At 60.6% G+C, this 11,814-nt stretch carries 8 protein-coding genes, 1 tRNA gene and 1 pseudogene; 7 read left to right on the top strand and 3 right to left on the bottom strand.

Going from position 1 to position 11,814, the window contains the following annotated elements; genetic code table 11:
- Positions 1 to 11: 11 nt before the first annotated feature.
- Positions 12 to 1,031 (bottom strand): S41 family peptidase, encoded by a 1,020-nt coding sequence (locus ACR3EK_RS12110; protein WP_480633496.1) that lies wholly within the window; start codon positions 1,029 to 1,031, stop codon positions 12 to 14.
- A 351-nt stretch (positions 1,032 to 1,382) separates the two neighbouring features.
- Between ACR3EK_RS12110 and ACR3EK_RS12105 the strand changes: the two genes are divergently transcribed.
- The 7 genes and pseudogenes from ACR3EK_RS12105 to ACR3EK_RS12075 form a co-directional block, all read left to right on the top strand.
- Positions 1,383 to 2,258: a carbon-nitrogen hydrolase family protein gene (locus ACR3EK_RS12105; RefSeq protein WP_480633495.1), complete on the top strand. Its 876-nt coding sequence runs from the start codon at positions 1,383 to 1,385 to the stop codon at positions 2,256 to 2,258.
- Positions 2,259 to 2,345: 87 nt separating this feature from the next.
- Positions 2,346 to 2,564 carry a translation initiation factor IF-1 gene (gene infA / locus ACR3EK_RS12100; RefSeq protein ID WP_005978431.1) on the top strand — a complete coding sequence of 73 codons (219 nt, stop codon included), beginning with the start codon at positions 2,346 to 2,348 and terminating at the stop codon, positions 2,562 to 2,564.
- 11 nt (positions 2,565 to 2,575) lie between these two features.
- Positions 2,576 to 3,154: a Maf family protein gene (locus ACR3EK_RS12095; protein WP_480633494.1), complete on the top strand. Its 579-nt coding sequence runs from the start codon at positions 2,576 to 2,578 to the stop codon at positions 3,152 to 3,154.
- Complete coding sequence (locus tag ACR3EK_RS12090) at positions 3,151 to 4,173, top strand: ribonuclease E/G (protein ID WP_480633493.1); 1,023 nt, start codon at positions 3,151 to 3,153, stop codon at positions 4,171 to 4,173. The genes ACR3EK_RS12095 and ACR3EK_RS12090 overlap by 4 nt, the downstream gene beginning before the upstream one ends.
- Positions 4,170 to 4,352: a DNA gyrase inhibitor YacG gene (locus ACR3EK_RS12085; protein ID WP_170337460.1), complete on the top strand. Its 183-nt coding sequence runs from the start codon at positions 4,170 to 4,172 to the stop codon at positions 4,350 to 4,352. Before ACR3EK_RS12090 ends, ACR3EK_RS12085 begins: the two co-directional genes overlap by 4 nt.
- Positions 4,353 to 4,431: 79 nt before the next feature.
- A tRNA-Phe gene (locus tag ACR3EK_RS12080) sits at positions 4,432 to 4,506 on the top strand.
- A 97-nt stretch (positions 4,507 to 4,603) separates the two neighbouring features.
- A pseudogene (locus ACR3EK_RS12075) lies at positions 4,604 to 4,843 on the top strand (DUF6538 domain-containing protein); the annotation flags it as partial.
- On the opposite strand, the gene ACR3EK_RS12070 reads toward ACR3EK_RS12075, so the two are convergent.
- Positions 4,770 to 5,354 carry a site-specific integrase gene (locus ACR3EK_RS12070; protein ID WP_480633492.1) on the bottom strand — a complete coding sequence of 195 codons (585 nt, stop codon included), beginning with the start codon at positions 5,352 to 5,354 and terminating at the stop codon, positions 4,770 to 4,772. The pseudogene ACR3EK_RS12075 and the gene ACR3EK_RS12070 overlap by 74 nt on opposite strands.
- A gap of 548 nt (positions 5,355 to 5,902) precedes the next feature.
- Positions 5,903 to 11,656: an alpha/beta fold hydrolase gene (locus ACR3EK_RS12065; protein ID WP_480633491.1), complete on the bottom strand. Its 5,754-nt coding sequence runs from the start codon at positions 11,654 to 11,656 to the stop codon at positions 5,903 to 5,905.
- Positions 11,657 to 11,814 lie beyond the last annotated feature (158 nt).

Genomic DNA, 11,814 nt, shown 5'->3' with positions numbered 1-11,814 from the left:
CAGCCGTTCGTCTAGCCGCGAAAATCTTCGAGGATCCGTCGATAGAACGCTCCTCGTGTTCCAGCGCCCAAGGGTCCTGCGACACATTCCCGATCCAGGTTCAATTCTCCCACGGGCACGATTTGCCGCGCGATTTCGGGCGGTGTCGTTTCGTCAGACGTTCCCGTCTTCCAATCGTGAAAGGCGGAAGAGTATCGAGCGACCGCTCCGCTCGCTGGCAAGTCAAGCAACCCACCCTCGGCAAAGAACGTCAGTCCGTCTCCCATTTCTTCCCCGATGAGTTTGAGCCTGTCACCCAAGCGATGCTTGAGGATGGCGACAAACACGACCGCGGCGGAAAACGTGAATTTATCGACAAGTACGACGACCCGCTGATTTGCGCTTTGCGCGATTGCGTCGATCAAAGGCATCGTCAGAAGAAAATCACCGCCGGTGTTTCCGCGAACGTCAATCAAAAGCGTTTTGTTAGAGCAAGCGCGCACACGATCCGCTGCCTCGGATATGGCTTTGCGCAGCGCATCTCTGCCCGGGTCAAAGAAACTCGGCAGTTGAATTGAAAGCCCAAGTGCCTGCCAATCCTCAATCTCCACAAAGCTCTCGGGTTCCCATGCTGGATCGGGTTTGCCGTGCTCGTTTCTTGGGTAGAGCGTCGACGCAGGAACGGTGTTTCCATTTGCTACTTTCAGGTTGGTTGTCTGCCCGTTCTCGTCCTGCACATGATACTCGGTCGTACCGTCGTTGGACGAAAATCCCAGCCGTTCCAACGCGTGCGGCCAAGCCAGAATAATCGGACCGATGACCCGTTTCCTTTGGCGCGTTCCCGCCAGAAATTTGTCCGCCGCGGCCTCGATTTCGCTTACAGCTGCGCAATTGACTGCCAGCAGCTTGCCTTGTGGGGCGATCACCCCCGATGCCGACCCAAGGACTTGGACGGAACGCCCCACGCTCACAAACCGCAGAGGCAACACCGAGATGGCATCATTCGGGATCAGCCTTGTGTGCCCGTTGCTGGGAAGTGCCAGAAGGCGCATCGCCGACAGCAGAAATGCCTCGACCAAGCCCTCAAGCGCGCATCGCCGACTGTCACTGACACAGCTGTCTATCGCCGCCCTTTCGATCCGCCGAAAGCTGGGGTCGTTTGGCAGAACAGTCTCCAGAATGAGCTCCAGGTCATCGATCAGCGACATGGGTCACAGTGCGCATGGACGATCGGCAATGTCCAGATTGGGTGCGAGTCCGGCGCTCTCCCGGCCCGGACCCTTGCTTTGAAAGGCTAAGCATCGAACCAAAAGTTTCTGTTGCAGCGCACAGCCCGATTGGCCTGTACACCGGGCAACAACGGCTATTTACTTCTTCGCAAGAACAGCATTGGAACGCGCATCATGAAAATCGCCACCGCCGCCTACAATCTGGACTGGCTCGACAGCTGGGCGCAGTACGAAGACAAGCTGGACGCTTGGGTTTCGCAGGCCGCAGGGCAGGGGGCTGAACTGCTGGTGTTTCCCGAGTACGGCGCGATGGAGCTTTCGACGCTGGCCGGGGCCGAGGTTGCGGGGGATCTCGAACGCTCGATCCAGGCGGTATCCGAGCGGATGGAAGATGTACAAATCCTGCATCGACGCCTCTCGGCCGAGTACAATTTGTACATTCTGGGCGCATCCGCCCCGGTTCAGGCCGGCCCAGGCCGCCCGGTGAACCGCGCTGAATTCTACGCCCCCTCAGGCGCGCAGGATCATCAGGACAAGCAAATCATGACCCGGTTCGAGCGCGAAGATTGGGACATCGCACCGGGCGGTCCGTTGAAGATCTTCGAGACGGCGCTGGGCCGGATCGGCGTTCTGATCTGCTATGACAGCGAGTTTCCCCTGTTTGGCCGTGCCCTGTCAGAGACCGACGTGATCCTTGTGCCGTCCTGCACCGAGGCCCTGTCGGGCTATTGGCGGGTCCGCATTGGCGCGATGGCGCGTGCGTTGGAGAATCAATGCGTTACGGTCATGGCGTCGCTGGTGGGTAACAATGAATGGTCCCAGTCCGTGGACGCAAACACCGGGGCCGGAGGTGTTTTTGGCCCGCCGGACAAGGGCTTTCCGCAAACCGGGGTGCTGTCGGAAGGCGTGCTCAACCAGCCCGGCTGGATCTACGCAGACGTCGATCTGTCGGCGATCGCCGAGGTTCGGGCGGATGGCCATGTCCTGAACCGATCCCACTGGACCGAGCAGACGCCCCGAGTCGAATCGGTCACAATGTCGCGCCTTTAAGTGATTCCACCCTTGAAATAAGGCCGAAATAGGCTCATTTAAGCGCCACCTGCGGATTCTGCAGGGCAACGCAAAGATGGAGACAACATGGCCAAGGAAGATACGCTCGAATTTCCCGGTGTCGTGAAGGAACTCCTGCCTAATGCGACGTTTCGGGTCGAGCTGGAAAACGGCCATGAGATCATCGCACATACGGCAGGCAAGATGCGCAAAAACCGCATCCGTGTTCTGGCCGGCGACAAGGTTCAGGTCGAGATGACCCCCTATGATCTGACCAAGGGTCGGATCAACTACCGCTTCAAGTAACGCCTGCCGCAATGGCGTTCATTCTAGGATCGGGCAGCCCCAGACGGCTGGACCTGCTGGCTCAGCTTGGCGTGCAGCCCGACGCCATTTCTGCCCCTGACATTGACGAAGACCCCCAAAGGGGCGAGCTTCCGCTGCCGTATTGCGCGCGCATTGCCCGCGAGAAGGTGCATGCCGTGAACGCGGCCCCGGACGATATCGTCCTGTGCGCCGACACGACGGTTGCGCTGGGTCGACGCATATTGGGCAAGCCCGAGGGTGCGGGACAGGCAGCCGAATTTCTGCATGCCCTTTCAGGACGTCGCCACCGTGTGATCACCTCGGTCGCGGTGCGTCGCGGCGATCGGATGTTGCAGCGTGACGTGGTCAGCCAGGTTAAGGTCAAGCGACTTTCGGACGTGGAAATCAACGCCTATCTCGCTACCGGCGATTGGCAGGGCAAAGCCGGTGCCTATGCCATCCAAGGGCCCGCGGGCGCCTTCATTCCGTGGATCTCGGGCTCGTTCACCGGTATCGTCGGGCTGCCTTTGTCTGAAACCGCAGGACTGTTGCAAGGCATCGGTTACCCCCTGTATCGCGAGGCATCATGAAAGGTCGAACGATCATTCTGGATCACATTCAAGGCCGCGAAGCCGCGGCCCTGATGGTGGATGGCAAACTGGATGATTTCCTGATCTCTGCCGATGCGCCCGCCCCCGGAACCATCTACCGGGCCCGGGCCGAGCGGGCGATCAAGGGGCAGGGCGGGATGTTCCTGACAACGCCGGATGGTCCGGCTTTCCTTCGGCAGGTCAAAGGGTTGGCGCAGGGTGAGATGCTGTTGGTGCAGGTCACGGGTTATGCCGAACCGGGCAAAGCCCTGCCAGTGACGAACCGCATCCTGTTCAAAAGCCGCTATGCCATCGTCACGCCGGACGCGCCCGGGCTGAACATCTCCCGCTCGATCCGCGATGACGAGGAGCGCGACCGGCTGCTGGTGATTGCCCATGAGCAGATGGACGGCAGCCCCTTCGGTCTGATCCTGCGCTCCGGTTGCTGGGGCGCGGATGCCGATGAAATTGCCGAAGACATCGCCGCCATGCGGGCGCTGGCCGAGCAGGTCGTGAACGACACCGGAGACGCACCGGAAACGCTGTCCGAGGGCGACGGACCGCATGTCCTCGCCTGGCGCGAATGGGTGGAGCCGGCCGAGGTCTCGACCCAGGCGGGCGGGTTCGCGGACCATGGCGTGCTCGAGGCGCTGGACGCCGCACGTGGCGCATCCCATCCTTTGGCGGGTGGGGCGCATATGTATATCGAACCCACCCGGGCGTTGGTGGCCGTGGATGTGAACACTGGTTCGGATGGCTCGCTGGCTGCGGGAACAAAGGCCAATTTCGCCTGCGCCAAGGAACTGCCGCGCGCCCTGCGCGTGCGCGGGCTGGGCGGGCAGATCACGCTCGACCTTGCGCCGATGCCCAAAAAAGACCGGCGCGGATTCGAATCCGCACTCCGCGCTGCCTTCAGGGCTGACAGCGAAGAAACGATCCTCGCCGGCTGGACGCCGCTGGGGCATTTCGAATTGCAGCGAAAACGCGGCCGTATCCCATTGTCGGAGGTCCTGAGATGAGCTGCCCGATCTGCGGAGAAGATACGGTCAAACAGTTTCGTCCGTTTTGCTCGAAACGCTGCGCCGATATCGATCTGGCCAAGTGGCTGAACGGCTCCTATGCGGTTCCGTCGCAGCGCGAGGATGACCTTGATGATGAGATTCAGGATGCTGTCGAAATCAAGGATCGCCCGCACTGAAAAAATCTGAAAAAGCCTCTGGACACCGCGTTTGGCAAGTCATAGAAGGCCTGCACCCAACGGCAAACGCCGTTCCCGTGCCCGGGTAGCTCAGGGGTAGAGCAGTGGATTGAAAATCCTCGTGTCGGTGGTTCGATTCCGCCCCCGGGCACCATAGCATCCGCTAAGCCATTGTAAGCCCTCAGCTTTATCATTTGATGGAGCTACCGTAGAACATGGCGTAGAACAAAACTGCATCCCACTCATTTGTCAAAGACGGCGTTTTCTACTTTGTGAGACGAGTCCCGAAGGACCTGAAGCAGCACTACACGTCGTCTAAAATCTCATACTCACTGAGAACCAGATCAGCTTCAGTTGCAGCATCACGGGCTACAAGAGCTGCACAACAGCTTGACGAGTATTGGTATCACCTTCGGGTCAAGGACAGCGAGCTACCGGGCAAACACATGCTTCGACTGGCACTGCGTCATTCAGCTCGAAATCCTCTTTGAGCAAACCCTCAGCTTCTGCAAGCCGCATCCCTGTGTCCGAGACCAGAACAACCAGCCATCGCAAGTCGTCATCAAGGGACAGGCATTGAGATTGCAGAGAGCGGATCGCTTCGATTGGCATAGATTCTCGATCTTCGACACCAGCACTCCTGTCGTAATACACACCAGCGAATGGGTTGGTCAGTGTGATACCGGCTTCAAAGGCAGCGAAGTTGATGACTGACCTGATGGTCCCAAAGATGCGAGTGATACTGCTACCCGCCAATTCTCGCTTCACCAGCTCTTCGCGAAACGCATTGGCATCCGCAATTGTAGAGCTTCTGATGTCTTTGTCCCCGCAGACATCCAAGACATAGCCACACGACCGCTCAGCAGCCCTGTCTAAGGTGATTGGACGTCCTTGCCCTTTCAGCTGCAGATAGACTGACACGGCTTCGGAGAGCTTTACCACGTCGACGTTGGCGTGATTGGGACACTGCGACGAAGACCCAAAGTCGACCGCAGCTCCCATCCTCAGAAGATGTTTGCCCGGTAGGTCAACGTCTTGGATGCGTAGGTGATACCAGTGTGCGTCCGGTCGCTGAGTAGCTCTTTGCGCTCGGGACTTTGCGACCGCTGCTGATCTTTTCTACAGTAAGAAAGGCTTTTTCCTGTGGCGTAGTGGTGATTGAGGTCCTTCGGGAGCCGCCGTGTAGAGTAGAAGACCCGTGCGCTTACAAATTAGAATGGAACGGTTCTGTTCTCCGGCATTTACTACGCCTTTGGTCAGCGGCAGTCCAAGCTCCAGGGGAAACAGTCGCTTACCTGTTGGGAATGGTCACCGGCAACAAGCCGCCGTACTTCTTCTTCCAATTGAAGTAGGCCGCATGACTGACCCAGTCTCGCGGCAGATCTCCGCGCCGGGCGTTCCTTGCTCGCCCTACTTCACGATGAAGGCCTTCTGCGCGACCGTGAGACTCAATGCCTGCAGGCGCCTCCGCTCCTCTCCCATGCAGGGAATTTTAGCGGAACACTCCAGCCGCGAACGATCCAATTTTAGAGGAACGGAGCAGTCACCGCCTACAAGACGATATCGTGTTTGCTCCCCCGGACGAATTCACAGGTCAGGGTCCACAGGCCATTGTCACGACGCACGGACAGGATGGTCGGCCCGTCACCGGCTGGCGGGCGGGTCGTGTCGACATGGCAGAAGAAGTTCGCCCCGCCGCTTTGGAACGTGATGATCTCCTGGTCGAGCGTTTCTTCGTCAATTGCGTTGGCGAACGGGTAGGGGGTAGACAGACCGGCAGTGTGGATGGAGTGGAACCGACCGACCAATGCGCCGTTGGCATCGTAAATGTGGCCGGATGCGATACAGCCCCGGTGTTCGTCGCCCGACAGCAAGACCAGGTGTTCGATACCCTTTTCGACAATGCCGCGTAGCACCAGCGCCTGGGTAGCCGGGTAGCCGTCCCAACCGTCGGAGTGCAGCGCGCTGAGATTGCCGGTTCCGGTGGTGCGGTCGCGTTGCACAGCGCGGCGATGGCGGGGCAGGAACATCGACGGGGTGGCTAGAAACTTGGGCCCTGGCTTGGCCGCGATTTCGTCAAGCAAAACGTCCAGCAGTTGGTGGTCGACAAGCTCGGCCGCGCCGATTTTGTCCACGCTGCGGTGTGTGCGGTTTGTTCGCGTGTTCAGCAGGTAGAAAGGGAAGCCGTCTTTCTCGAAGCGCTTGAGGCCGAACCGTTCCACCGAGGAGCGGTTCGTGTGCTCGCCTGACTGGTACTTGTGGAAGGCGGCAAGACCATCATTTCTAAGCTTCTGGTTCTCGGGAGTGTCCGGGTCGGCCGAAGGTTCCCAGTTGTCGATGATCTCGTGATCGTCCAGCAGCATGAATGACGGAACCCGGCGCAGGCAGCTGCGCACGCGGGGTTCGCCCAACCAGTTTTCATATGGGATGCGGTATCGGTCGTCGGTATCGGCCGGGTCGAACAGGCCGGCGGTCGGGTCGACATAGACCTGGTCACCGACGAACAGCATAAACCGGGGGCGCTCCGCATCTGCGCCGCGCAGCATGTCCAACAGTCGCCCATACGAGCGATAGGACACAGGACCATCCAGCAGGCCGGCAGGATACTGGCAGGACGCAAGGCTGAACCGCGTTTGACCTTGTGGCGCGGGGTCAGGGCGGTCGGGGACGATCCCGTCGGACAGGGTGTAGTCCTGCTCTTCGATGTTGTGCAGGGTCGCTTCGCTGACCTCGGCGTCGGCGCCAAAGAATAACCGCCCCTGGGACTCTTGGCGTTCTCGGGTATCTCGGGTCATAACATCGGCCCCGCGTGTCGAGCGCTGGTAAAGATAACCACGGTCCGGTTTTTCGTCGCTGACCAATGTACGGCCGGGAAGGTTCAACAACTGCGATGTAGCCCGGCCCATCTTGATGAAATCTTCGACTTCGATCGCGTCGGGGGGGGCGTCGACGCGGCCGCCATCGGGATCGAACCGTTCAAGCGCGCCGTTACGAAGCCGAACATACTGCCCTTCTTCGGATCCCAGACTCAAGCCGGGCATCTCGTCATAGACCACCAGCAGCAAGGTGGCGTTGCCCACTGGCTGTGCCGGATTTCCTGACAGAACCCCGGGCTCGGGCAGCGCGAAGATATCCCAGCCCAATAGCTTCAGGTTCTGCGACTGGAAGACTGAGATGGCGTTTTCGACATAAGCCGCGTCCCATGGCAGCATTGGGTCGTCCGGTCGCAGGATCGACTCGTTTTTGACCGTGACCCGCAGCATGACGACACCTTCGGGTGCCCGGTGCGACGGCACGGCACCAAGGCGCACGAGGCGCCGAGCCCCGTCCTCGGAAAGAACTGGCCCGATCCACGGTGGAAAGGCGGACTTTCGGGTGCCGACCACACCCTTCTGCTTCGGCGGGTCATCGTTCAGAAACTTGGCAATCGCAGCAAAGGCGGTTTCCCGGGTCTTCCCTATCAGCGAGTCCTGATGCCCGGCCTTGGGGTTGATAAAGGGCGGATGATACTTGACGCCGGCGTCCCCCATGACCCCTGCCATCCGGTCCAGCGTGGCTATGTCCGACAGGCCGTTTTCTTCGCCGTGAAGGCTGAAGGTGTCGAACTTCCAGTAGGTGTCGAGGTTCTTTCGTGATACCAGCCGGTTGCGGCCGTGGTGGTCGGTCATGACCGCGGTTTTCGCGAAGTGTCTTGTCGTGCCAACGGTCCGCAGGTTGAGCGCCCCGAAGTGCTCGTCGATGTGGCGCAGCACCTCGTCGTCCATGTTCCTTGCGCTGAAATCCCGGCCATAGAGCGCATCCATGCGGTGACGAGTCCGGGTCCATGGCGTGGTTTTCCATGGAGTGACCGGGTTTTCGATGTCGAATTCTTCCTTCGGATAGGGCAGCGTGGTCAGCACCCTGTCCAGCAGGTCGTCAGCGAGGGTCGGATGCTTCGGGTTGAACGAATAGGTCGACGGAAGGAACTCGATCAGATACCGCATTATGTAGCCGCGTAGTAGGTTTACCGGCGAAAATACCACCAGCGGGCCGACCTGCGTGAAGGCCACGCGCTCGATCGCTTCATTCAGCGGGGTTCCATTCACCTTCGTACCGGACAGGACCGCGATACTGAACACGATCGTGCCCATGCAATGCGCGACCACGTCGATCTTGGCCGCCCCGGTTTTCTCGAGAATCGTTTGGACCGCGGTCGGCACATCGACCCGGCCGATCTGGTCGAAACTCCAAGGCAGCGGAGCCGTGGTTTCGCCGAAAAACGGGCTGGTGCGCAGGTCGGCGATCCAAACATCGCGGCCGGTATCGGCGAGGTGGCTGGCCAGGTTAGGGTTCACCGCGTGGTGGGCAAAGGTGGTCCCGCCGGCGCTGTAGCCGTGCAGCATTAGCACCGGGTTTCTGGGGTTGTTGCCTTTGGTTCCGTCATAGCGGGTCAGGTGTATACAGCCGGGGACGGGGACGACCTGATCGCCGGTGGCTAGGTCCGGTCTTTCCTTTGCAATCGGGACCACGAACTCTTCTGCGCTGATCGGGTCGCTTTGCGTGGGTAATTCAGTCGGCGGGCGGAAGATCGGGTCTTTCTTCTGGTCTTCCGGGACGGTGTCCGGGGCGCGGAAGCTCCAGATATGAATGCCAAGCAACAGCCGCACGAAGTAGCCCATGAAGGCGCCAACGTCCGACAGGGCGGTGACACCATCGGCCATGTCGGTGATGCGGAACAGCGGCACGCCGATCCGCGCCAAATAGCCGAGATCCAGTTTCAGGACTGGGGCCGTGGCGCCTGTCACGGCCGGGAATTCATCCAGTGTCACTTCCATTAACTGGCGCCAAGGGTTGCACCGCCGGTCATATGTGAACCGCTTGTGCCCGCGGATCGGGCCGCTTGGCAGCGAGATGCTTGCGCCTTGCAGCGGCTTGCCGATCTGAAGGTCGTAGACCAGCGCGCGGATTTCGCCTGCCCGGCTGGCGATGGCGATGCCTGACTTGATTCGAGACAACAGGTTGCCGCCGCCGCTGCTGCTGTTGTTAATGGTGGCGCCCATGGTCTGGTACACGTCCCGCATGCCACGGTTCCACAGCCAGGCCCAACCTGCGCGCGCGACCCGCGAGACAAAGCCGCTGCGCTGGCGTTCCAGCACTTTCAAGCTGCCGGCCAGCGGCGCATTGTATAGCGCGATGGCATCAAGGGCTTGTTCCCGGATGCTTGCAGCGCTCCATGTACGGTCGAGTTCTTGCCATTGCTCGCGGTCGAACACCCGGATGCGGCTGCGGGCCAGAATGTCGTCCTGCTGCGTATCGATCAGCAAGATGCAGTCGCCCCCCTCGGGCTTCAGCGCGGTCAGGTCCTTGGGTTTGAACCGCAAGGTCAGTTCCACGATGCAGGGTTTGCCCGCCTCCCCTGGCAGGTTCAGAACGACCGGGCCGGACAGCCGTTCAACCACCTCGACCTTGGTGGGCGAAGGGGTGCGTGCATTGTCGGTTTGTCGGAATCGCGGCCGTTTCACGGGTGGCCCGGGCGGAATGGGTGCCTCGGAGTCGATCGCGAACCATTGTTTCGCCAGCGCCTTGGCCCCGCGCAAGGCCAATGCGGCGATAGTCAACGCCGGGTTGGTGCCAATCGCCGTTGGGACTATGGAGCCGTCCAGCACCGCCAGCCCCGTATGCACCGTCGTATCGTCCGCGCCAGTGAACAGTTGGCCCATGTGGTTGACCGCGCCCATGTCGGCAGTGTCGGCCATTACAAGGCCGCCGAGCGGGTGCACGGTGGCGACCGGCCCGGTCTGGTTGTTCAGCAGAAAGCCCAGATCCTCCGGCAGCAGCCGCCAAGCCGGGTTCGCCATCAGGTGACCGCCGCTTGCCTCGGTCAAATCCGCTAGGGTGTGCATTCCGACGTCGAAGATCGGCGCCGTGTGGTCTGTTGGCCAGCGCATAACGGCGACGCCGTCCTGATCGGCGCCGGGGTCGGCGATGTTGTAATCGATGGTTCCCTGCGCGCCGTCATCGCCCATGATCGCATAAACCGCAGTGTTCAGAAGCTTGCCGTCCGGCGCGGCATGCAAGTCGTTTTGAGGAAAGCCGCGGTCATGCTGGCGCCAGTCGATCCGCTCTAGCCCGTGCAGCGCGTTGACTGATGCGAAGACCTGCGTGAAGGCGACCCTCAGCGATGCGGGCACCGATATCTCTTCGATCAGGACCCCCTTTTGGTCGCGCAGGTCGATGACACCGGTGATCGTCGGGCCAATCGCCCGGTTCGAAGGTTTGACACCCTCGTTCGAGATGTTATTGATCACCTGCCGCGTATCATAGTCGGTGGCCAGCATGTCGCCATTGGTTGAACAGCGGCGTCCGACCATCCCGGACACCGGCAGGCCGGCAATCTTGCTGCGATGGATGATCTCGTTCGATCCAAGCGTGCCGGCGGCGATGATGACTTTGCGCGCCCTGATCCTTGTGACGCGGCCTTCGCGCTTACGCAGCGTTGCATTGGTGAAGACAGTATGCACCACCCAATTTGGGCCGTCCTTCTGGACATGCAGAACAGTGGCGCCGCTGAATATCTCGGCACCCTTCTGGTGGGCACGCGCCAGAAGTCCGACATCCAGCGAGTCCTTGGCGCCGAAATTGCAGCCAGTGGCGCAATCGCCGCAGCGTACGCACCGGTTCAACCTGACATTCGCGCTGTTGACGCGATCATCCATCGCCACGGTTATCGCTGCAGCCCGGAAGCGGCTGTCCTCGGGCGCAATCCTCCTTAGGGCCACGTGTTTCTGCGGCAGACCATCGGGATGCGCCGCAATGGTGTTGGGCAGCCCGCCGATAGTGGCGCCAAGCTTTTGCGCGGCGTCGTTGTAGAAATCGTTCAGCTTGGAGCCATCCGCCAGTTCAGCAGGCCAGCCCTCGGCGAAGACCGAGGGTTTAGCTCTTTCCATCACTCCTGCATTGATTAGGGAGCCGCCCCCGACACCGTTGGCCAGAACGGTGATTACCTCAGAGCTCGGGCGGATATCGAACAGGCCCTGCCGGTTGCCTTCGCGGCGTACATGCCGCGGCAACTCGGCCAAGCCGGTGGGAAAAGCCCCGGGCAGATACTCACTGCCGCGTTCCAGCACCGCTACTGAGATCGCTTTACCCTGCTGGTTCACCTGGCCGGCAAACATGTCGGCCGCCATCGCTCCGCCGTAGCCGCTGCCGATGATTAACACGTCGAAATGATCCGCGTCCGGCGCATCCGCGACCCGTTTGGCGAGGCGCTCGAAACCTTGCGAAATCCACGCCGTGCGTGACTTAGTGTCCAGATCCAAGTCCATCCTCTTGCTCCTTGCGGTCTGCAGACATGCTGCGGCGGGAAACAAGGACGATCCAAGCGAGGCAATGGGCGTGGTTGGATCGCGTGGCATTCGCCGAATAGCATGGCTTTCGGGGCTGGTGGACGCCGAAGAAATCGAAAGGCGGACGAATGCAGTGT

This window comes from Ruegeria sp. BC8, from assembly GCF_056535705.1.
This window is presented reverse-complemented; position numbering and strand designations above follow the sequence as displayed.

Excerpts from the sequence above, each read along its gene's own strand:
- ACR3EK_RS12090 (WP_480633493.1), top strand. The coding sequence starts at position 3,151 with ATGAAAGGTCGAACGATCATTCTGGATCACATTCAAGGCCGCGAAGCC.
- ACR3EK_RS12070 (WP_480633492.1), bottom strand. The coding sequence starts at position 5,354 with ATGGGAGCTGCGGTCGACTTTGGGTCTTCGTCGCAGTGTCCCAATCAC.
- ACR3EK_RS12105 (WP_480633495.1), top strand. The coding sequence starts at position 1,383 with ATGAAAATCGCCACCGCCGCCTACAATCTGGACTGGCTCGACAGCTGG.
- ACR3EK_RS12110 (WP_480633496.1), bottom strand. The coding sequence starts at position 1,031 with ATGCGCCTTCTGGCACTTCCCAGCAACGGGCACACAAGGCTGATCCCG.
- ACR3EK_RS12085 (WP_170337460.1), top strand. The coding sequence starts at position 4,170 with ATGAGCTGCCCGATCTGCGGAGAAGATACGGTCAAACAGTTTCGTCCG.
- ACR3EK_RS12095 (WP_480633494.1), top strand. The coding sequence starts at position 2,576 with ATGGCGTTCATTCTAGGATCGGGCAGCCCCAGACGGCTGGACCTGCTG.
- infA (WP_005978431.1), top strand. The coding sequence starts at position 2,346 with ATGGCCAAGGAAGATACGCTCGAATTTCCCGGTGTCGTGAAGGAACTC.
- ACR3EK_RS12065 (WP_480633491.1), bottom strand. The coding sequence starts at position 11,656 with ATGGACTTGGATCTGGACACTAAGTCACGCACGGCGTGGATTTCGCAA.